Origin of the sequence: Salmonella sp. SAL4457 (genome assembly GCF_046548235.1) — a bacterium.
Taxonomy (GTDB): domain Bacteria; phylum Pseudomonadota; class Gammaproteobacteria; order Enterobacterales; family Enterobacteriaceae; genus Salmonella; species Salmonella enterica.
Genome location: NZ_JBGDZO010000001.1, coordinates 1,323,809 through 1,342,549 on the forward strand (window position 1 = coordinate 1,323,809; position 18,741 = coordinate 1,342,549).

17 protein-coding genes, 1 tRNA gene, 1 other RNA gene and 1 pseudogene are annotated in these 18,741 nt (G+C 52.8%); 13 read left to right on the forward strand and 7 right to left on the reverse strand.

What is annotated here, in order from left to right; all coding sequences use genetic code 11:
• Positions 1-42: 42 nt before the first annotated feature.
• The gene (gene aat, locus ACLJNW_RS06710) at positions 43-747 is read left to right on the forward strand and encodes a leucyl/phenylalanyl-tRNA--protein transferase (RefSeq protein ID WP_001241648.1); all 705 of its coding nucleotides are present in this window, start codon (positions 43-45) and stop codon (positions 745-747) included.
• Positions 748-1,058: 311 nt separating this feature from the next.
• Positions 1,059-1,277: a translation initiation factor IF-1 gene (gene infA, locus ACLJNW_RS06715; RefSeq protein ID WP_001040187.1), complete on the forward strand. Its 219-nt coding sequence runs from the start codon at positions 1,059-1,061 to the stop codon at positions 1,275-1,277.
• Between the two features lie 90 nt (positions 1,278-1,367).
• Here infA and ACLJNW_RS06720 read toward each other — a convergent pair whose 3' ends face one another.
• A complete protein-coding gene (locus ACLJNW_RS06720; RefSeq protein ID WP_000597928.1) occupies positions 1,368-2,279 on the reverse strand; it encodes a LysR family transcriptional regulator in 912 nt (303 codons plus the stop codon).
• A gap of 108 nt (positions 2,280-2,387) precedes the next feature.
• On the opposite strand from ACLJNW_RS06720, the gene ACLJNW_RS06725 reads away from it, so the two are divergent.
• The 6 genes and pseudogenes from ACLJNW_RS06725 (at position 2,388) to ACLJNW_RS06750 (ending at position 5,532) form a co-directional block, all read left to right on the forward strand.
• Positions 2,388-3,248 (forward strand): pirin family protein, encoded by an 861-nt coding sequence (locus tag ACLJNW_RS06725; RefSeq protein ID WP_023203805.1) that lies wholly within the window; start codon positions 2,388-2,390, stop codon positions 3,246-3,248.
• A gap of 19 nt (positions 3,249-3,267) precedes the next feature.
• Positions 3,268-3,945 carry a hydrolase gene (locus ACLJNW_RS06730; RefSeq protein WP_000097895.1) on the forward strand — a complete coding sequence of 226 codons (678 nt, stop codon included), beginning with the start codon at positions 3,268-3,270 and terminating at the stop codon, positions 3,943-3,945.
• A gap of 149 nt (positions 3,946-4,094) precedes the next feature.
• Positions 4,095-4,182, forward strand: a tRNA-Ser gene (locus ACLJNW_RS06735).
• A 48-nt stretch (positions 4,183-4,230) separates the two neighbouring features.
• A non-coding RNA gene (locus ACLJNW_RS06740) (RtT sRNA) lies at positions 4,231-4,366 on the forward strand.
• A 453-nt stretch (positions 4,367-4,819) separates the two neighbouring features.
• Positions 4,820-5,173, forward strand: a pseudogene (locus ACLJNW_RS06745) (tyrosine-type recombinase/integrase); the annotation flags it as partial.
• A gap of 161 nt (positions 5,174-5,334) precedes the next feature.
• On the forward strand, positions 5,335-5,532 hold the full coding sequence (locus ACLJNW_RS06750; RefSeq protein ID WP_001117984.1) for a hypothetical protein: 198 nt from the start codon (positions 5,335-5,337) through the stop codon (positions 5,530-5,532).
• 212 nt (positions 5,533-5,744) lie between these two features.
• On the opposite strand, the gene clpA is transcribed toward ACLJNW_RS06750, so the two are convergent.
• From clpA to ACLJNW_RS06765, 3 genes are all read right to left on the reverse strand, one after another.
• Positions 5,745-8,021 carry an ATP-dependent Clp protease ATP-binding subunit ClpA gene (clpA, locus tag ACLJNW_RS06755; RefSeq protein WP_000934064.1) on the reverse strand — a complete coding sequence of 759 codons (2,277 nt, stop codon included), beginning with the start codon at positions 8,019-8,021 and terminating at the stop codon, positions 5,745-5,747.
• Between the two features lie 30 nt (positions 8,022-8,051).
• Positions 8,052-8,372: an ATP-dependent Clp protease adapter ClpS gene (gene clpS / locus ACLJNW_RS06760; RefSeq protein ID WP_000520789.1), complete on the reverse strand. Its 321-nt coding sequence runs from the start codon at positions 8,370-8,372 to the stop codon at positions 8,052-8,054.
• 95 nt (positions 8,373-8,467) lie between these two features.
• Positions 8,468-8,545 (reverse strand): hypothetical protein, encoded by a 78-nt coding sequence (locus tag ACLJNW_RS06765; protein ID WP_212742690.1) that lies wholly within the window; start codon positions 8,543-8,545, stop codon positions 8,468-8,470.
• A gap of 150 nt (positions 8,546-8,695) precedes the next feature.
• Between ACLJNW_RS06765 and cspD the strand changes: the two genes are divergently transcribed.
• A complete protein-coding gene (cspD, locus tag ACLJNW_RS06770; RefSeq protein ID WP_000447499.1) occupies positions 8,696-8,917 on the forward strand; it encodes a cold shock-like protein CspD in 222 nt (73 codons plus the stop codon).
• A 129-nt stretch (positions 8,918-9,046) separates the two neighbouring features.
• On the opposite strand, the gene macB is transcribed toward cspD, so the two are convergent.
• Positions 9,047-10,993 (reverse strand): macrolide ABC transporter ATP-binding protein/permease MacB, encoded by a 1,947-nt coding sequence (gene macB / locus ACLJNW_RS06775; RefSeq protein WP_000125877.1) that lies wholly within the window; start codon positions 10,991-10,993, stop codon positions 9,047-9,049.
• Entirely contained in the window at positions 10,990-12,108 is a 1,119-nt protein-coding gene (gene macA, locus ACLJNW_RS06780; RefSeq protein ID WP_023202044.1) for a macrolide transporter subunit MacA, read from the reverse strand. The genes macB and macA overlap by 4 nt, the downstream gene beginning before the upstream one ends.
• Positions 12,109-12,253: 145 nt before the next feature.
• On the opposite strand from macA, the gene ACLJNW_RS06785 reads away from it, so the two are divergent.
• Positions 12,254-13,204: a VirK/YbjX family protein gene (locus ACLJNW_RS06785; protein WP_001617140.1), complete on the forward strand. Its 951-nt coding sequence runs from the start codon at positions 12,254-12,256 to the stop codon at positions 13,202-13,204.
• Here the strand turns inward: ACLJNW_RS06785 and ACLJNW_RS06790 are convergent.
• A complete protein-coding gene (locus tag ACLJNW_RS06790; RefSeq protein WP_000599770.1) occupies positions 13,201-14,859 on the reverse strand; it encodes an ATP-dependent endonuclease in 1,659 nt (552 codons plus the stop codon). The two genes, ACLJNW_RS06785 and ACLJNW_RS06790, sit on opposite strands and share 4 nt — an antisense overlap.
• Before the next feature lie 201 nt (positions 14,860-15,060).
• Here ACLJNW_RS06790 and ACLJNW_RS06795 point away from each other — a divergent pair, with 201 nt between their 5' ends.
• The 3 genes from ACLJNW_RS06795 to hcr all read left to right on the forward strand — a co-directional run bounded on the left by ACLJNW_RS06795 (position 15,061) and on the right by hcr (position 18,736).
• Positions 15,061-15,960 carry a lysine exporter LysO family protein gene (locus ACLJNW_RS06795; protein ID WP_000491118.1) on the forward strand — a complete coding sequence of 300 codons (900 nt, stop codon included), beginning with the start codon at positions 15,061-15,063 and terminating at the stop codon, positions 15,958-15,960.
• A gap of 143 nt (positions 15,961-16,103) precedes the next feature.
• On the forward strand, positions 16,104-17,756 hold the full coding sequence (gene hcp, locus ACLJNW_RS06800; protein ID WP_023203818.1) for a hydroxylamine reductase: 1,653 nt from the start codon (positions 16,104-16,106) through the stop codon (positions 17,754-17,756).
• Between the two features lie 11 nt (positions 17,757-17,767).
• Positions 17,768-18,736 carry an NADH oxidoreductase gene (hcr, locus tag ACLJNW_RS06805; RefSeq protein WP_024154764.1) on the forward strand — a complete coding sequence of 323 codons (969 nt, stop codon included), beginning with the start codon at positions 17,768-17,770 and terminating at the stop codon, positions 18,734-18,736.
• The last annotated feature ends 5 nt before the right edge of the window (positions 18,737-18,741 follow it).

The following is an 18,741-nucleotide window of genomic DNA, read 5'->3' on the forward strand; positions in this document are numbered from 1 at the left end:
TATTATTGAACGATCCGACTTGCGTACTGGAGTTTCGCCGTCATGCGTCTGGTTCAGCTTTCCCGACATTCTATCGCCTTCCCTTCGCCGGAAGGCGCTTTACGCGAGCCTAACGGTTTACTGGCGCTGGGCGGCGATCTCAGCCCTGCCCGGTTGTTAATGGCCTATCAGCACGGGATTTTCCCGTGGTTTTCGCCGGGCGACCCGATTCTGTGGTGGTCGCCCGATCCGCGCGCCGTGCTGTGGCCTGAAAAGTTTCACCTCAGTCGCAGCATGAAGCGCTTTCACAACGCATCCCCTTACCGCGTGACGCTCAATTACGCTTTCGACCGGGTCATTGATGGATGCGCCAATCACCGTGACGAAGGCACCTGGATAACGCGTGGTATTGAGGAAGCCTATCGCCGATTACATGAATTGGGCCACGCGCACTCCATTGAAGTGTGGCGCGATCGGGAACTGGTCGGCGGGATGTATGGCGTCTCGCAGGGGGCGCTATTTTGCGGCGAATCGATGTTTAGCCGCCAGGAGAATGCCTCTAAAACCGCACTGCTGGTTTTTTGCGCTGAATTTATCCGTCACGGCGGTAAACTTATTGATTGTCAGGTACTTAATAATCATACCGCCTCGCTCGGCGCCATTGAAATTCCACGTCGTGACTACCTCGATCACCTCGCGGCCTTACGCCAACAGCCGCTGGCCTCCCGTTTTTGGGTGCCGCGGACATTATTTTTGCCCCGGAAGTGAATGTTTTCGGCACATTTTTTATTGGGGTGTTATAATTGCTGCCGCAGAATTGGTTTAGCTCATTATCCCGCAGCCCGTTGTCAGGTAACGCCCATCGTTTATTTCACCGTTCCCTTATATGTTGCGCTTATGTCGATACATCAGGCGGTAGTATCAGGGAAAAAGTGTATAACGCGGCGTTGTCGTGTGTCGCGGAATCATGTGCTAAACCTGGTTTGCTGTGTTTTAAACGCACAAATCTTTACTTATCAAAAGAAGTTCGGCATTATCTTGCCGGTTCAAATTATGGTAGTGATACCCCAGAGGATTAGATGGCCAAAGAAGACAATATTGAAATGCAAGGTACCGTTCTCGAAACGTTACCTAATACCATGTTCCGCGTAGAGTTAGAAAACGGTCACGTGGTTACTGCACACATCTCCGGTAAAATGCGTAAGAACTACATCCGCATCCTGACGGGCGACAAAGTGACCGTTGAGCTGACCCCGTACGACCTGAGCAAAGGCCGCATTGTCTTCCGTAGTCGCTAATTGTCTCCTCACGCCCTGAAGGGCGGCTGGATAAAAGGTCGGTTTAACCGGCCTTTTTTGCGTCCATTAAGTTGATGAATGACGAGCAGGTTACTCTTCCACCATTCGCGCATACTCTTCCGTCAAAAAATCGACCAACGCACGTACGGAAGGTAATAATCCTCGCCGGGATGGGAACACAGCATGAATAACCTCCCGCCGGGGCTCCCACTCTTCCAGCACCGCGACCAGTTCACCGGCGGCCAGTTGTTCTTTCACCATTAAGACAGGTAGCTGCACAAGCCCCACGCCCGCCATCGCCGCCTCGCGTAGCGCCAACATGTCTGTAGTAATCATACGCGGGGTAAAATGGACTTCCGCACGCGCGCCCTGCGGGCCGTAAAGTTCCCAGCGGTGGATATGCTTGCCGGATGCAAGACTTAGCCCTGGCCAATGGCTCAACTCCGCCGGCGCGGAAGGGATTCCCATCCGTGCGATAAGATCCGGGCTGGCAAACAGGCGATGCCCTCTGTCAGCCAGGACGCGCATCACCAGGTCGCTATCTTCAAACGGGCGCGGCCTGACGCGAATCGCCACATCCACCCCCTCCCCTACGACGTCCACCCGACGATTGGTCGCTTCAAGCTGTAGCGAAACATCAGGATAACGCGCCATAAATTTCGCCAGCATTGGGCCGATGTGTACATGCAGCAGCGTCACCGGGCAGGTCAGCTTCACGATACCGCGAGGCTCTACCTGCAATGCGGCAATGGCATCCTGCGCCGCCTGAGCTTCCACCAGCATCGCTTTACAGTGCTCATAGAATGTTTGTCCCACTTCGGTAACGTTAAACTGCCGGGTAGTTCGCTGAATCAATCGCACGCCCAGCCGTTCCTCCAGTTGCGCAATACGCCGGCTCAGTTTTGATTTTGGTTCATCAAGCGCACGCCCCGCCGCGGCAAACCCACCCTCTTCGACCACATGCACAAACCACGCAAAATCATTGAGATCCGTTTTTATCATTACATTGTCCTATTAATGGAACGGTATGAGCCATTTTAGCCACTACCGAACCTTTTGTCATGAATATAAGCTTATTCACATCAAGACAACGCCACTGAGGAGAACACCATGAAACAGATTACAGGCGTCTATACCGCACCTCGCCCGCACTGGGTTGGCGATGGATTTCCGGTTCGTTCACTCTTTTCTTATCAGTCATATGCGCAGCAGTTGAGTCCCTTCCTGCTGCTGGATTATGCCGGGCCGCACACATTTACGCCGGGTAATGAAAAACGCGGCGTTGGGGAGCATCCACACCGCGGTTTCGAGACCGTGACGATTGTTTATAGTGGCGAAGTCGAGCATCGGGACTCTACCGGTCGCGGCGGCGTTATCGGCCCGGGCGACGTTCAGTGGATGACCGCAGGCGCAGGCATTTTGCATGAAGAGTTCCATTCCGACGCGTTTACCCGTCGGGGCGGCGAACTGGAAATGGTGCAGTTGTGGGTTAACCTTCCAATGAAGGACAAAATGACCACCCCGGGTTATCAAAGCATTACCCACGATGTTATCCCGACCGTTACGTTACCGGATGACGCCGGAGTCGTGCGGGTCATTGCAGGGCGTTATGAAGAGACAAAAGGCCCGGCGCACACTTTCTCGCCGCTCAATGTCTGGGATATGCGCCTGCAACGCAATCGCCAGCTTACATTGGCACAGCCGGAAGGATGGAGCACCGCGCTGGTGGTACTGAAAGGCAATATCACGGTGAACGGCACGACGCCGGTCAACGAAGCGCAACTGGTGGTATTGAGCCAGCAAGGGAAAACGCTGCACCTTGAGGCCAGCAGCGACGCCAGCGTATTGCTGTTATCAGGCGAGCCACTGAATGAACCGATTGTGGGTTACGGCCCATTTGTTATGAACACGAAACAAGAGATCGCAGAAGCAGTCCGCGATTTCAACTCCGGCCGTTTTGGCCAAATCTGAAAACATGAAGGAGAACACGATGTCAAGTCCTGCTAATTTTAATGGTTTGCGCCCGGTAATTGATGTTAACGATTCCGTGATGCTTTTAATCGATCATCAAAGCGGTCTTTTCCAGACCGTAGGCGATATGCCAATGCCGGAATTACGCGCTCGCGCCGCGGCGTTGGCGAAGATGGCGACGTTAGCGAAAATGCCGGTCATTACCACGGCATCCGTACCGCAAGGTCCGAACGGCCCGCTGATCCCGGAGATCCACGCTAATGCGCCACATGCGCAGTACATTGCGCGCAAAGGTGAAATTAACGCCTGGGATAACGAAGATTTCGTTAAGGCGGTAAAAGCGACGGGTCGTAAGACGCTGATCATTGCCGGGACGATTACCAGCGTGTGCATGGCATTCCCGGCCATTAGCGCGGTAGCGGAAGGCTATAAGGTATTTGCCGTGATCGACGCATCCGGCACCTACAGTAAGATGGCGCAGGAAATCACTCTGGCGCGTATCGTACAGGCTGGCGTCGTACCGATGGATACTGCCGCAGTCGCCTCTGAGCTGCAAAGCACCTGGAACCGTGAAGACGCCGCCGCGTGGGCCGACGTTTATACTCAGGTATTCCCGGCCTATCAACTGCTGATCGAAAGCTACAGCAAAGCGCAGGATGTGGTGAAAAACAACGAAATGTTGGATTCACAGCGTTAATTTGCCTCCCCGCGCCAGTTTGGGCGGGGATTATGTCTATTGCATGAGCAAACGACAGTGAATATGTAAATTCTGCTTGACCGTTTTAGCGCAACTCCCTATAGTAGCGCCCCGTTGCCCCCCCAAGAGGTCAGGCAGCAATACAATATGGTGAGGTGTCCGAGTGGCTGAAGGAGCACGCCTGGAAAGTGTGTATACGGCAACGTATCGGGGGTTCGAATCCCCCCCTCACCGCCATATTCAAGTTGAGAGCCTGTACAGAAGTACGGGCTTTTTGCTTATATGTATCCCCCAAACTAAGGGGGGATGAGAACCACTGACCGGGGTTCGACAACTGGCGCAGCCAGTTGGACAGACGACGAGCCTGCGAGGAGACTGCCCGAAGGGCGAGCGCAGCGAGTTAATCCCCCCCTCACCGCCATATTCAAGTTGAGAGCCTGTACAGAAGTACGGGCTTTTTGCTTATATATATCCCCCAAACTAAGGGGGGATGAGAACCACCGACCGGGGTTCGACACAAAAACGCCGGGAGCGTTTTTGAACAGAGCTTGCTCTGGCCCCGAAGGGGCGAGGCCCAGGGATGGGCTGAGTAGCGGCGCAGCCAGTTGGACAGACGACGAGCCTGCGAGAAGACTGCCCGAAGGGGCGAGCAAAGCGAGTCAATCCCCCCTCACCGCCATATTCAAGAAAGAGCTCGTACGAAAGTACGGGCTTTTGTATCTAAACTTCTTGTTTTTACTGTGATTTTCCTGATGAAAGGTTTGTTTTTGGACCTTTGGTTGCTACACCAAACTTACTATAGATTGTGTAAAACAGCCCTACTTCCCTACCTGAAACGCTTTAGAAAAGTTTGCATAAGTATCTCTCGGTAGTAAAAAAGCACCGAGTTCCTCTGTCTGATGCTGCTGTTGATTTGTTAAAAGATTTACCACGATTAAAAGATAACAATCATGTATTCCCTGCCCCTCGCGCTGAAACACTTTCTGATATGTCGTTATTGGCTGTATTGAAACGAATGGGATATATCGACTTAACGCAACATGGCTTCCGTTCTACTTTCCGTGAGTGGGCTGGTGAAGCAACGGATTATCAACGTGAGGTTATTGAACATGCGTTGGCGCACCAGTTGGCAGATAAGGCTGAAGCAGCGTATCAGCGTGGGACGTTATGGCCTAAACGGGTGGCGTTGATGGATGATTGGACGGGGTATAGCACTGCCAACAGCTAAGCTACCTGTACGAAAGCATTATCGTTGATAACAACGTAGAAAGTGTGATGCTAATAGCATTCGCTTTCGAAAATGTGATAAGTAATAATTTCATACTGAACTATTTCTTATATAATTATTATCATAATTTGCAAATTACATAACCCACTCAAGGAGAGGTTATGCCCGGACTGATAGGCTACTGGAAGCAACTTCCCACCAAAGATGAATATATTAAAAAACACAATATGAGCAAAATATCCTGCTACAGTTGTGGTCACGAGAAATTCAGCGATGTTGGTTTGATACAGGTATGGGATAATCACAGAAGAATTCTTTGTGCTAAGTGTAAGACTACTCTTTTCAGAGAAGAGGATTAGTTTTTTTGGCATTGGTAACAGCGGCTTCAGCATCCCTTTTCACGCAGCGGGTCGGGCTTTTTTTTCGCATTTGACCCGTCGATTACCGGATGATGACGCAATTTACAAGCGCCTTGTCCGCCTACCGCGAGCACAACGCCATCAGGCTAACTATTAGCCGGCGTAAAAAAACCGGGCGCTAAGGCCCGGTTTGTACGGCAGTGAAACGAAGATTAATGCGCGGCTTCCGGCTTGTGCTTTTGCGCACTCTGGAAGCCATACGTCAACGCATTTTTCTCTTTATCCAGCGCGACGGTGACCTGTCCGCCGTCAACCAGCGATCCAAACAGCAACTCATTGGCCAGCGGTTTTTTCAGGTTATCCTGAATCACACGTGCCATTGGTCGTGCGCCCATCGCCCGGTCATAGCCCTTTTCCGCCAGCCAGTCGCGCGCTTCCTGACTGACTTCCAGGGAGACGCCTTTCTGATCCAACTGAGCCTGCAACTCGACGATAAACTTATCGACAACCTGATGAATCACCTCGCCAGACAGATGATCGAACCAAATAATGTTGTCGAGACGATTACGGAACTCCGGCGTAAACACTTTCTTGATCTCGCCCATCGCATCGGTACTGTTGTCCTGATGAATAAGACCAATAGATTTACGTTCGGTTTCTCGCACGCCGGCGTTGGTGGTCATCACCAGCACCACATTGCGGAAATCCGCCTTACGGCCGTTGTTATCGGTCAGCGTACCGTTATCCATCACCTGCAGCAGCAGGTTAAAGACATCCGGGTGCGCTTTTTCGATCTCATCCAGCAGCAGCACCGCATGAGGATGCTTAATCACCGCATCCGTCAGCAGCCCGCCCTGGTCGAAACCGACGTATCCCGGAGGCGCGCCGATCAAACGGCTCACCGTATGACGTTCCATATATTCGGACATATCGAAGCGCAACAGCTCAATACCCAGCGCTTTTGAAAGCTGTACCGTAACTTCAGTTTTCCCTACGCCAGTTGGCCCGGCGAACAAGAATGAGCCGACAGGTTTATGCTCATGGCCCAGACCCGCACGACTCATCTTAATAGCTTCGGTCAGCGCCTCAATCGCGTTATCCTGGCCGAAGACCAGCATTTTCAGACGATCGCCCAGGTTCTTCAGCGTATCGCGATCGCTCTGCGAGACGCTCTTTTCAGGAATTCGCGCAATTCGCGCCACTACGGACTCAATATCCGCCACGTTGACCGTTTTCTTACGTTTGCTCACCGGCATCAGACGCGCCCGAGCGCCCGCTTCGTCAATCACGTCAATGGCTTTATCCGGCAGATGGCGGTCATTGATATATTTTACCGCCAGCTCGACCGCCGCACGCACCGCTTTCGCGGTATAACGCACGTCGTGGTGCGCTTCGTACTTAGGTTTCAAGCCGTTGATAATTTGCACCGTCTCTTCCACCGAAGGCTCGGTAATATCAATTTTCTGGAAACGGCGTGCTAATGCGCGGTCTTTCTCAAAAATATTGCTGAATTCCTGATAGGTCGTTGAGCCGATCACCCGGATCTTGCCGCTGGAAAGCAGCGGTTTAATCAGATTTGCCGCATCCACCTGTCCGCCCGACGCCGCGCCAGCGCCGATAATGGTATGGATTTCATCGATAAACAGGATGCTGTTGGTATCCTGCTCAAGCTGTTTCAGCAACGCCTTAAACCGTTTTTCAAAATCGCCGCGGTATTTGGTGCCCGCCAGCAGCGAACCGATATCCAGAGAGTAAATAGTACAATCGGCCATCACTTCCGGCACATCGCCCTGCACGATACGCCAGGCCAGCCCTTCGGCAATCGCCGTTTTGCCGACACCGGATTCCCCTACCAGCAACGGGTTATTTTTACGGCGACGACACAAGACCTGGATCGCGCGTTCCAGTTCTTTTTCACGACCAATCAGCGGATCGATGCCGCCCACGCGAGCAAGTTGGTTAAGATTCGTCGTGAAGTTTTCCATACGTTCCTCCCCGCCAGCTTGTTCGTCGCCAGTTGGCTGATTGCCGAGATCGGAAGATTGGCTCGGTTCGTCTTTTCGCGTCCCGTGAGAAATAAAGTTCACGATATCCAGACGGCTCACTTCATGCTTGCGCAGCAGATAAGCCGCCTGTGATTCCTGTTCGCTAAAGATAGCCACCAGCACATTCGCGCCAGTCACTTCACTACGCCCGGAAGACTGAACGTGGAAGACGGCACGTTGCAGGACACGCTGGAAACTTAACGTCGGCTGCGTATCACGCTCTTCTTCACTGGCAGGCAGTACGGGTGTGGTTTGTTCAATGAAGGCTTCGAGTTCCTGACGGAGCGCCACCAGATCCACGGAGCATGCTTCCAGCGCTTCGCGAGCCGATGGGTTGCTGAGCAGCGCCAGCAACAGATGCTCGACGGTCATAAACTCATGACGGTGCTCGCGCGCTCTGGCGAAAGCCATGTTTAAACTGAGTTCCAGTTCTTGATTGAGCATAGGCACCTCCCCCAATTTTTATACCTGCATTCAGGCTTTTTCCAGCGTACACAGCAACGGATGCTCGTTCTCCCTTGCATACTTGTTCACCATCGCCACTTTGGTTTCCGCCACCTCGGCGGTAAACACGCCGCAGATAGCTTTGCCTTGATAGTGAACTGCAAGCATCAATTGCGTTGCACGTTCTACATCATAAGAAAAGAATTTTTGTAACACGTCAATAACAAACTCCATCGGAGTGTAATCATCATTGACTAATATCACTTTATACATAGATGGCGGTTTTAGCGCGTCGCGCACGCTATCTTCCACCAACTGGTCAAAATCCAGCCAATCGTTCGTCTTACCCATTGTCAGTCGTCATTATCGGTTACGGTTGTCGGCAGGAAAATCTGCCGCTGACCAGAGTCTATGCACACAATCAATCTACCTCAATTGATAGATAACTAACATCTATCAGTACCATCCGCGACATCTGTCACATTCCCGGCAATAGCGTTAACTGCTTCAAATTTTTGATTCATTTTTACCCGATCCCCCCTGCCTGATGCTTGACGCCTCGCCTGATTTCTCTAAATTGTAATGTCGAGAGTTGGTGAGGTTTTGAACAGCCCCCACTCCGTCACCGGTTCATTCCATCTTACTTATATAAGATTTACGAAGGATGTCGAAGCATGGAAACGGGTACTGTAAAGTGGTTCAACAATGCCAAAGGGTTTGGTTTCATCTGCCCTGAAGGCGGCGGCGAGGATATTTTCGCCCATTATTCCACCATTCAAATGGATGGTTACAGAACGCTTAAAGCCGGACAGTCTGTCCGGTTTGATGTCCACCAGGGGCCAAAAGGCAATCACGCCAGCGTCATCGTGCCCATCGAAGCAGAGGCCGTTGCATAGCTCCTCTGTCTCATTGTGTACATCCAGGAGGCAAAATGCCAGCCCGATCGGCTGGCATTTTTATTTAACGCCAGTGCCTGATAGCGACACTGTTGCATCTTATCAGGCCGACAAATGACGTCAGCGAGATTACTCCCTTGCCAGCGCATCCACCGGGTCCAGTCGCGCCGCGTTTCTCGCCGGTAGCCAGCCAAACAGTATCCCGGTAAATGTCGAACATAAAAACGCGCTCGCCAGCGCAGTCAGTGAAAAACCGATCTCCCAGCCGGGCAGGAAAAGCTGTAGCATAAATGCGATGAACATCGACAAGCTAATCCCCAGCGCTCCACCAACCAGGCAAACCAGCACCGCTTCAATAAGAAACTGCTGTAGCACATCGCTGGCGCGCGCGCCTACCGCCATACGGATGCCGATTTCACGCGTTCGCTCGGTGACGGAAACCAGCATAATATTCATAACACCGATGCCGCCGACAACCAGCGAAATGACGGCCACCAGCGTCAGAAATAACTGAAGAGTATAGGTGGTTTTTTCAGCCGTTTTCAGGACGCTGTCCATATTCCAGGTGAAGAAGTCTTTTTTACCGTGGCGTAAGGTGAGCAGGCGGGTAAGCTGCTGTTCAGCCTGATCGCTATCAACGCCATCTTTCACACGAACGGTGATCGAGTTAAGCCATGACTGACCCATTATGCGATCTGACATCGTGCTATAGGGCAACCAAACTTGCAACAGATTGCTATTGCCGTACATGGACGGTTTCTCTTCCGCCACGCCAATAACAATAACCGGCATATTACCCGCCAGCACCACTTCCCCTACGACATTCGCTTTATTTGGAAATAGCTGGCGTCGCGTGTTGGCATCCAGCACCACCACCTGCGCGCGATCCTGTTGCTGTACAGCATTGAAGGTGTTCCCCTCCCTAAAGGACATGCCGTAAACGTTAAAATAATCGCCACTGACGCCATTAGCATTTACGGCAATATCAATATTGCCATAGCGAAGACGTAAGCTCTTTGAAACGCTGGGCGTCGCAGAGTTAACCCACGGCTGTTTCTGAATAGCCACCAGATCGTCATATTTCAGCGCCTGTCGATACTGCGGGTTGTCGTCGCCAAAATCTTTGCCTGGATGAATATCAATCGTGTTAGTGCCCATAGCGCGGATATCCGCCAGTACCATCTGTTTTGCGGCGTCGCCGACCACCACAATCGACACCACCGACGCAATACCGATAATAATTCCCAGCATGGTCAGTAAAGTACGCATTTTGTTAGCGGCCATCGCTAACCACGCCATTGACAGCGCTTCGCGAAAGCTGCTGGCAAATTGCCGCCAGCCGGGAGCCGTATTAACTACGGCAGCGTCAACGCCCTGTTCGCGTTTCTTTTCCTGCGCGGGCGGATTATGGACAATCTTGCCATCGTGAATTTCAATAATCCGCTCCGCCTGGGCGGCAATCAGCGGATCGTGCGTCACAATGATCACCGTATGTCCGCGATCGCGCAGTTGGCGCAAAATCGCCATCACCTCTTCGCCGGAATGGCTATCCAGCGCGCCGGTCGGCTCATCTGCCAGAATCACCTGTCCGCCGTTCATCAGAGCGCGGGCAATACTGACACGCTGCTGCTGTCCGCCAGAAAGCTGTGAAGGTGGGTAATCGACGCGATCGCTTAATCCCAGCCGCAAAAGCAACTCTCTGGCGCGCGCCTGGCGTTTTTTGCGTTCAATGCCGGCGTAGACGGCGGGGATTTCAACATTTTGCGCTGCCGTTAAATGCGACAACAGATGGTAGCGCTGAAAGATAAAGCCAAAATGCTCACGCCGCAGCTGCGCCAGCGCGTCCGGGTCCAGCGTCGAGACGTCCCGCCCCGCCACCCGATAAGTGCCGCTGGTCGGTTTATCCAGGCACCCGAGGATATTCATCAGCGTTGATTTTCCAGAACCGGAAACGCCGACGATCGCCACCATCTCCCCGGCGTGGATTTGCAGGGAGATATCTTTCAACACCGCCACCTGCTCTTCTCCGGAGGGGTAGCTACGACTCACATTGCACAGTTCAAGCAATGCCGTCATGGCGTCGCTCCTGGCCTGCTTTCGCCGATGATCACCTCATCGCCCGCTTCCAGACCTTTAACCACTTCCACGTCTGTATCGTTACGCTCGCCAATGACCACTTCGCGCTCACGTTTTTCGCCGTTACGCAACAGCGCCACTTTATAACGATTGCCGCCCACCGGTTCGCCAAGCGCGGCGAGAGGAATAATCAGCACATTTTTGACATCCATGAGTTGAATATAAACCTGTGCGGTCATATCAAGACGCAAGATTCTTTTGGGATTCGGCACTTCAAACCGGGCGTAATAAAAAATAGCGTCGTTGATCTTTTCCGGCGTCGGCAGAATATCTTTTAAAACGCCTTCATAGCGCGTTTGCGGATCGCCTGCAATGGTGAACCATGCTTTCTGCCCCGCCCGAAGATGGATCACGTCCGCTTCCGAGACCTGCGCTTTTACCAGCATGGTGCTCATATCCGCCAGCGTCAGAATATTGGGCGCCTGCTGAGCTGCAATCACCGTTTGTCCTTGCAGGGTAGTGATTTGCGTCACTTCCCCCGCCATGGGGGCGACAATACGGGTATATTCCAGGTTGGTTTTCGCGGTGTCCAACGAGGCCCGATTACGTTTGATCTGGGCATCTATGGTGCCAATACGCGCCTGTTTAACCGCCATCTCCGTCGCCGCGGTATCCAGATCCTGTTGCGATACCGCCTGAGTCTTAGCTAACTGCTGCTGGCGCGCCAGCGTAACCCGCGCCAGCTTTAACTCAGCGGCTGCCTGCTGACGCTCCGCGTTCAGCTCCATCAGGGTGGCCTCAACCTCTTTTATCTGGTTCTCCGCCTGATCTGGGTCAATCACGCCGAGTAGCTGATCTTTTTTAACGTTATCGCCAATGGAGACCAGCAGCGTTTTCAACTGGCCGCTCACCTGCGCGCCGACATCCACTTTACGCAACGCGTCCAGTTTTCCAGTCGCCAGTACACTCTGTTCAAGATCGCCTGGCCGCACGATTAATGTCTGATAAGTTGGCAGCGGCGCATTTAGCATTCGCCAGCCAGCCATCCCCCCCACTAAAAGAATTAAAATAATGACCAGATAACGCTTTTTAAATTTCTTTCCCTTAGCACGCATAGAAACCCTGACGGCAAAATTTTAACCAGAAAGTAAACCGTATCTAAACAAACCTGATGCAATAAAGATAGCGCCGGCTGTATTGACGATTGGTTAATGTTTCCTGTGGTTCAATCTCGACAATCTTATGTCGCGGATTACGATCATGACACAGCTTACAGATAATACCTGGTACACTTCAGATTACATCTCTCCTTTACAATTATTTATTCGTCTGACGCGCGGGCAATTACAGCCAGGAAAATTCTGGCGTAAAGCCAGCTTTCGTCGCAAGTTTTTAATCCGCTCATTAGTCATGCCGCGTGCGACCAGCCAATTACTGACCAATCTCACCCAATGGCCGGAGTTAAATACGTTACTTGCTCGTCAGCCGCGTTTGCCTATTCGGCTACATCGTCCTTATATGGCTGTAAATATTAAACGCGATTTCGCCTTAGACGCTCTGTGTTTTCATTATCAACAGATGCGCCAACTTTTATCGCGGGAACAACAGGTTAGCTATTTAAGTCAGTATGGCCTGAATCTTGCTAAATTTGAAACTAAAACCGGCGAGTTGTTTCAACTTGATTTAGTCAGTCTGGTCTCACTGGATAAAGAAGGTGAAAGCACTATTGTTGTTCGCGACGCACAGTTACGTATTCTGGCAGAGATCACATTTACCCTGTGTCGCTTTAACCAACAACGCACACTATTTATCGGCGGATTACAGGGCGCGGCAAACGACGTCCCTCACGAAATTATCCAGCAGGCGACCAAAGCCTGCCATGGTCTTTTTCCCAAACGCATCGTGATGGAGGCTCTCTGTCAGTTTGCGCAAGTCTTTCAGGCAGAAAAGATTATAGCCGTGAGTAACGATGCGCACGTTTACCGTAGCTGGCGATACATGGATAAAAAGACGCAAATGCATGCCGACTATGACGCGTTTTGGGAATCGTTAGGCGGTGAAAGAATTAAAGGAAATTACTATGCGCTACCGCTGGCGATCGCCCGAAAAAGCGAATCGGAGATCGCCAGTAAGAAACGGGCCGAGTATCGCCGCCGCTATGCGTTACTCGATAGCGTCGTCGAACAGGTTCCGGCCACATTCAAACGTTAATCCGCCCGGCCCCGCGCCAGCCAAACCACGCGCGAGAACATCTTTCTGAACAGCGGCGGCACGGCGTCAATTCCCCGCCGCCCGGCTTCCATCGCGACTTCAATCGCCAAATCCGGCTTTGACGAGCGGTGGATAGCTTTAGTGATAATTTTCCGGGTATTCATCGGCACATTAGGCGGAAGCTGCGCAACCCGGTGAAAAACATCGGCAAAGCCCTGACGATACATAAAATGTTCCATATCCAGCGCAGGCAGCGCCGTGAGATGTTCGCGTTCTTCTTCCCGATCGTTATTAAGCAGACTGCGGACCGTCGCGGCATATTTTTTCCCCGCTTCGTCGCCATCCACCAGGACATGCCACTCGATTCCCATACGGCGGGCGAACTTCACCAGCGGTTTCAGGCCAGACTGAGCAAACTCAATGACTTTAATACCCTCCGCATCAAAATGATGTCCACACTGACGCGCCAGCTCATTAATAACCCAGGTTTCCGTCTCGCCTTCCACCAGTAGCCAGCAACGCGCAAACAGCGACGACGCGCGATTAAAGCGGATATGAAAGGCGATGCGCCGTCCATCTTCCGCGCTTAACCCGCCCGGGCCCAGACGCCAGGCGGCGACGCGGGAAGATTCGCGCACCAGCCGTACGACATGCTCCACCGGCGTTAGCGAGAGCAGTTCGCCTGAGTTGGTTGTCGCTATCCGCTGTAGCGGTAACAGATTGAGCAATTGCCAGGCGACTGAAAGCATAATGGGATGTAAACGGGTTTCCGGATCTTCCACCAGCAGTAATGGTCGCGCGTCTTTATGTAACCGCAGCGTCCCTTTCGCCTGTAACAGCGTGGAGAAAAGCCCCAGCAGGATCACCCGATGCGACCGGCTGCCCGGTTTGTCGATCATCCGATTAATAATATCCAGATAGCGCCAGCTACGCTGCTCATTTTGCGAACGTCGGCGCATGAGTCGGTGACGCGCCTGTCCTGCGCCCTGCTCTGAGAAATAGTGTTCAAGCAGTTGCACCATCGCGGACAGTCCCTGGCGAATCTGCCCGTCGGTTAAATTTTGCGGCCGGGTCGCCAGCTCACGCGCCAGAAAATCCAGTTGCCGGGCCGTGACTTCAACATCCGGCACATTGGGCACCGTACCGTTGCGAATACGTCGCATAAAGCGCGCATCGCGCAAACGTAGCACTGGCATCAGACGAACCAGGTGGCGCACCTGATCGTTAATATTTTCCACCGGCAATGGCTGCCCATCGCTATTGAGAAAACTGCGCAGCGTCATCACGCTGCCATCGGCGCCGCATTCGCCCTCTAGCCGATAAAAAATACGGTGAAAATCATCCTCGCAAGGCGACCAGCATGCTTCCAGCGCTCGATAACGACGTACCCGATGCCGCCCTGGCTGCGTTTCGCGAAAAGTCAGAATAATATGCAGGTGATGCTCGCGTCCTTTTATGTCGCCAGGCGGAAACCAGAAATCCTCACGGACAAAATGGTAAAGATCGAGTTCCGGCGACAATAACAGAGTCAGCGCATCCAGCAGGCTGGATTTTCCCCAGGCGTTTTCCCCAATCAGCACGTTGTTTTGCTCCAGCATCAACGACAGTCGGTTGATACCGCGAAATCCTACTATTTCAACGCGTTCGAGAATCATGCTTCCTCCAGAAAAACGTCATCACTCCATAAAATTCACCGCAGTATAACGGCAAATGCGTCCGCCAGGCGTGATATTCCCCCCCTTTGCCTGGGGCAAATGTCTGATAAATGTACGGCTGACGGTGTCGCTTTACTGATAGTCTGGAATTCGGTAGTGTCATGTACGCTATTCAAACAATAAAAAAGGGCCCGGCTGTTCATGTTTTCAGGACTTTTAATCATTCTGGTTCCACTGATTGTGGGCTATCTCATTCCACTGCGACATAAAGCCGCATTACAACTCATTAACCGGCTACTGAGCTGGATCGTGTATCTTATTCTCTTTTTTATGGGAATAAGCCTGGCGTTTTTGGATAACCTCGCCAGTAATCTGGTGGCGATTTTTCATTATTCCGCCGTCAGTATTACGATTATTTTATTGTGTAATATCGCCGCCTTATTGTGGCTGGAACGTATCCTCCCGTGGCGTCACCATCATCAGCAGGAAAAACTGCCTTCGCGTATTGCCATGGCGCTGGAGTCGCTGCAACTGTGCGGCGTAGTGGTATTGGGGTTTGTTATCGGCCTGAGCGGACTCTCTGTTTTACAGCACGCCACCGAAGCCAGTGAATATACGCTGATCTTTTTATTGTTCCTGGTGGGGATTCAGCTACGAAATAGCGGCATGACCTTAAAGCAAATTGTGCTTAACCGCCGGGGAATGATGGTCGCGGTCGTTGTCGTGGCAAGCTCATTACTGGGCGGCGTGATTAATGCGTTTATCCTGGACTTACCGCTAAAAACCGCCCTGGCGATGGCGTCAGGTTTCGGCTGGTACTCTCTTTCCGGTATTTTGCTGACGGAGTCGTTTGGACCGGTTATCGGCAGCGCGGCATTTTTTAACGATCTGGCCCGCGAGCTCTTAGCCATTATGCTTATTCCCGGTCTGGTTCGCCGCAGCCGTTCAACGGCGTTGGGCCTGTGCGGAGCGACTTCAATGGACTTTACGTTGCCGGTATTACAGCGCTCCGGCGGCGTAGAGATTGTTCCGGCGGCTATCGTACATGGCTTTATCCTCAGCCTGCTGGTCCCCCTCTTAATGGCGTTCTTCTCGGCCTGATACCTCTTTGGCGGTAGGCATCTGCCGCCAAAATTGCGCTAAATCAATCTCCCTGCACATTATGGCAGAAATCCCTTTTATCCCTTTGTTCACAGGCATAACCTTAAACATGTATATTAAATATAACTTTAAAAGGTGTGACCATGTTTTGTGTGCAATGTGAACAAACCATCCGTACACCAGCCGGAAACGGCTGCTCCTACGCGCAGGGAATGTGCGGTAAAACAGCTGAAACGTCCGATCTGCAGGATCTGCTGATTGCGGCTTTGCAAGGTTTGTCTGCCTGGGCGGTGAAGGCCCGTGAATATGGCATCATTAATCACGACGTTGATAACTTTGCGCCGCGCGCGTTTTTCTCCACGCTGACCAACGTTAACTTCGACTCTCCGCGTATCGTCGGCTACGCCCGTGAAGCGATTGCCTTGCGTGAAGCGTTGAAAGCGCAGTGCCTGAGCGTGGATGCCAATGCGCATTGCGACAATCCGATGGCCGATCTGCAACTGGTCAGCGACGATCTGGGCGACCTGCAACGTCAGGCGGCGGAATTTACCCCGAATAAAGACAAAGCCGCCATTGGCGAGAACATCCTCGGCCTGCGTCTGCTGTGCCTGTACGGTCTGAAAGGCGCGGCGGCGTATATGGAGCACGCGCACGTTCTCGGTCAATACGACAACGACATTTACGCGCAGTACCACAAAATCATGGCCTGGCTGGGCACCTGGCCTGCTGACATGAACGCGCTGCTGGAGTGCGCAATGGAAATCGGCCAGATGAACTTCAAAGTGATGAGCATTCTGGACGCCGGTGAAACCACCAAATACGGTCACCCTACGCCGACTCAGGTCAACGTCAAAGCGACTGAAGGCAAGTGCATTCTGATCTCCGGTCACGATCTGAAAGATCTCTACAACCTGCTGGAGCAGACCGAAGGCACCGGCGTTAACGTCTACACTCACGGTGAAATGCTGCCCGCACATGGCTATCCGGAACTGCGTAAATTCAAGCATCTGGTCGGTAACTACGGCAGCGGCTGGCAGAATCAGCAGGTCGAGTTCGCCCGCTTCCCTGGCCCAATCGTGATGACTTCTAACTGCATTATCGACCCGACCGTGGGCAGCTATGACGACCGTATCTGGACCCGTAGCATCGTCGGCTGGCCGGGCGTTAGCCATCTTGAAGGCGATGACTTCGGGCCGGTCATTGCCCAGGCGCAGCAAATGGCGGGCTTCCCGTATAGCGAAATTCCGCATCTCATCACCGTCGGTTTTGGCCGTCAGACCCTGCTCGGCGCTGCCGATACGCTCATCGATCTGGTCAGCCGTGAAAAACTGCGCCACATCTTCCTGGTCGGCGGCTGTGACGGCGCGCGCGGCGAGCGTAACTACTTTACCGATTTCGCCACCAGCGTACCGGATGACTGCCTGATCCTGACCCTGGCGTGCGGTAAATACCGTTTCAACAAACTGGAGTTCGGCGACATCGAAGGGCTGCCGCGTCTGGTCGATGCCGGTCAGTGTAATGATGCTTACTCCGCGATTATCCTGGCGGTGACGCTGGCGGAAAAACTGGGCTGCGGCGTCAACGATCTGCCGCTATCGCTGGTGCTCTCCTGGTTTGAGCAGAAAGCGATCGTGATTCTGCTGACGCTGCTGTCATTAGGCGTGAAAAATATTATCACCGGGCCGACCGCGCCGGGCTTCTTCACGCCGGATCTGCTGGCTATCCTCAACGAGAAGTTCGGTCTGCGTTCCGTGACCACCGTTGAAGAAGACATGAAGCAATTGCTGAGCGCGTAAGGAGGTCAATGATGACGATGCCAACCTCACAATGTCCCTGGCGAATGCAGGTGCATCACATCCGTCAGGAGACGCCGGATGTATGGACAATTGCGCTATTATGCCATGACTACTACCCTTACCGCGCCGGGCAGTATGCGCTGGTGAGCGTGCGTAATTCAGCGGAAACGCTGCGCGCCTACACCCTTTCGTCTACGCCGGGCGTCAGTGAATATATCACGCTGACCGTTCGTCGGATTGACGATGGCACGGGTTCACAGTGGTTAACCCATGACATCAAGCGCGGCGATTACATCTGGCTGTCTGATGCAATGGGCGATTTTACCTGTGACGATAAAACAGAAGATAAGTTTCTGCTGCTCGCCGCCGGTTGTGGCGTAACGCCAATCATGTCGATGCGTCGCTGGCTGGCGAAATACCGCCCGCAGGCCGATGTGCAGGTCATCTTTAACGTCCGTTCGCCGGATGGTGTGATTTTTGCCGACGAGTGGCGACAGTATCCGGTCACGCTAGTGGCGGAAAATCATGCCACAGAAGGTTTTATCGCGGGCCGTCTGACCACGGAATTATTACAGCGCGTACCGGATTTGGCATCGCGCACCATCATGACCTGCGGCCCGGCGCCCTATATGGATTTCGTCGAACAGGGAGTGAAAGCGCTTGGCGTAACGCGCTTCTTTAAAGAGAAGTTCTTCACGCCGGTGGCGGAAACGGCAACCAGCGGCCTGAAATTCACCAAGCTACAGCCAGCGCAGGAATTTTATGCCCCGATCGGTACGACGCTGCTGGAGGCGCTGGAGAGTAATAAAGTACCGGTTGCCGCTGCCTGTCGGGCAGGTGTTTGCGGCTGCTGTAAAACCAAAGTCGTTTCCGGCGACTATACGGTGAGCAGCACCATGACGCTGAGCGAGGCGGAGATTGCCGAAGGTTACGTACTGGCCTGCTCCTGCCATCCGCAGGGCGATCTTGTTCTCGCATAATCGGT

Coding starts and splice junctions, on each gene's coding strand:
- ACLJNW_RS06720 (WP_000597928.1), bottom strand. CDS start 2,279: ATGATAAAAACGGATCTCAATGATTTTGCGTGGTTTGTGCATGTGGTC.
- aat (WP_001241648.1), top strand. CDS start 43: ATGCGTCTGGTTCAGCTTTCCCGACATTCTATCGCCTTCCCTTCGCCG.
- clpS (WP_000520789.1), bottom strand. CDS start 8,372: ATGGGTAAGACGAACGATTGGCTGGATTTTGACCAGTTGGTGGAAGAT.
- ACLJNW_RS06785 (WP_001617140.1), top strand. CDS start 12,254: ATGACACAGCTTACAGATAATACCTGGTACACTTCAGATTACATCTCT.
- ACLJNW_RS06725 (WP_023203805.1), top strand. CDS start 2,388: ATGAAACAGATTACAGGCGTCTATACCGCACCTCGCCCGCACTGGGTT.
- ACLJNW_RS06795 (WP_000491118.1), top strand. CDS start 15,061: ATGTTTTCAGGACTTTTAATCATTCTGGTTCCACTGATTGTGGGCTAT.
- ACLJNW_RS06750 (WP_001117984.1), top strand. CDS start 5,335: ATGCCCGGACTGATAGGCTACTGGAAGCAACTTCCCACCAAAGATGAA.
- ACLJNW_RS06730 (WP_000097895.1), top strand. CDS start 3,268: ATGTCAAGTCCTGCTAATTTTAATGGTTTGCGCCCGGTAATTGATGTT.
- clpA (WP_000934064.1), bottom strand. CDS start 8,021: ATGCTCAATCAAGAACTGGAACTCAGTTTAAACATGGCTTTCGCCAGA.
- ACLJNW_RS06790 (WP_000599770.1), bottom strand. CDS start 14,859: ATGATTCTCGAACGCGTTGAAATAGTAGGATTTCGCGGTATCAACCGA.
- hcr (WP_024154764.1), top strand. CDS start 17,768: ATGACGATGCCAACCTCACAATGTCCCTGGCGAATGCAGGTGCATCAC.
- infA (WP_001040187.1), top strand. CDS start 1,059: ATGGCCAAAGAAGACAATATTGAAATGCAAGGTACCGTTCTCGAAACG.
- ACLJNW_RS06765 (WP_212742690.1), bottom strand. CDS start 8,545: ATGAATCAAAAATTTGAAGCAGTTAACGCTATTGCCGGGAATGTGACA.
- cspD (WP_000447499.1), top strand. CDS start 8,696: ATGGAAACGGGTACTGTAAAGTGGTTCAACAATGCCAAAGGGTTTGGT.
- macB (WP_000125877.1), bottom strand. CDS start 10,993: ATGACGGCATTGCTTGAACTGTGCAATGTGAGTCGTAGCTACCCCTCC.
- macA (WP_023202044.1), bottom strand. CDS start 12,108: ATGCGTGCTAAGGGAAAGAAATTTAAAAAGCGTTATCTGGTCATTATT.
- hcp (WP_023203818.1), top strand. CDS start 16,104: ATGTTTTGTGTGCAATGTGAACAAACCATCCGTACACCAGCCGGAAAC.